This is a genomic window from Candidatus Cardinium sp. cByotN1, assembly GCF_022810525.1.
GTDB lineage: Bacteria > Bacteroidota > Bacteroidia > Cytophagales > Amoebophilaceae > Cardinium.
On record NZ_JAACGG010000105.1, the window covers coordinates 1 to 1093 of the forward strand.

Below are 1093 nucleotides of genomic sequence, written 5' to 3' on the forward strand. Positions count from 1 at the left end.
GTTACAGGGTTGATTCTGTTTTTCCAGCTTTAAGGGGCGCTTTCCGCAACTTTTTAGCAGGGCTTGATTTTTTGCTTACTTTTTTATCAGTATCCGTTCACGACTGTGTTTTTTCTTCGATTATATTTAGCCACTCTTTGGTTTTCGTTGACGCAATTAGTAGAAAATGAATTTTTGTTGTTACTTTTTTCTTGATAAAAAAGTAAGCAAAAAATCAAGCGCTGATTAAAAAAGTGGCTGAAAGCTTCGTTTACATCTGGCAAAACAGGAGCCTACCTGCAATCCCTCCCGGTAACTGTTTTTCTTTTCATCTGTAAACTGCGCTTTCTGATTGCACTTTTTTCAAAGGGCGCGTTTTTTTTCTAGCATAAGCCATAGTGGTGAACGGCAACAAATTCCTTAAGTTGACGCCATTGGGTGAACGGAAACGATAATTTTATATTCAATAAATTTGATATATCACAGGTATGATGGCGGCCGATAAGCCAGATGACCTACTAATTATCCATTCAAAAAATGCTATTCTATTTAATAATCAAGGCAATATGATTGAATATTTAGGGCCATTTGGTGAACAGATATAAATTTTTGCCTTGAAAATTAATTAATTTTTATATTCCCTTACAAATGAGTCAAGTAACGGTGTTACTTTCATTTGATTGATCACACTTGCCATATATAACGCTGCCAATGTTGGGTTATTAGCCAGTTGATTTTGCCATTCATCTATACTTACCTGCCGCTTACCCATTCTTCTCGCCAAAGACTTACCATAAGGTACAGCTGGCGGAACCCCTGCTTGAGTAAAAGTACGATTCAATATTTTAGCTAATGCTAAATATTGGTCTATATCTGTAGCTGATTTATAGGCATCTGTACCTGCCTTAATACCCCAACTTAATAGTACCTCAAGCCGCTCTCCTGCAAGTTTTGATGTCTTCTCAGCCTCTTTTTGCATCGCTGCCATCACCCTATGCTCTATATCTTCCCGTTTGGCTAAGTCTAATGCTAAAAATCTTGCTTGCAAGCTTGAAAAAAGTTCCAACACGTTGCTTTTACTATCTAAAATTTGCTTAGCCCTGCCAAAAGAGTA

General features: G+C 37.2%; 1 protein-coding gene. It reads right to left on the reverse strand.

All coding sequences use genetic code 11. The features are described from left to right. Positions 1 to 604: 604 nt before the first annotated feature. Positions 605 to 1093 (reverse strand): hypothetical protein (locus MUW73_RS02940; RefSeq protein WP_243575238.1); only part of this gene is annotated, 489 nt, incomplete at its 5' end.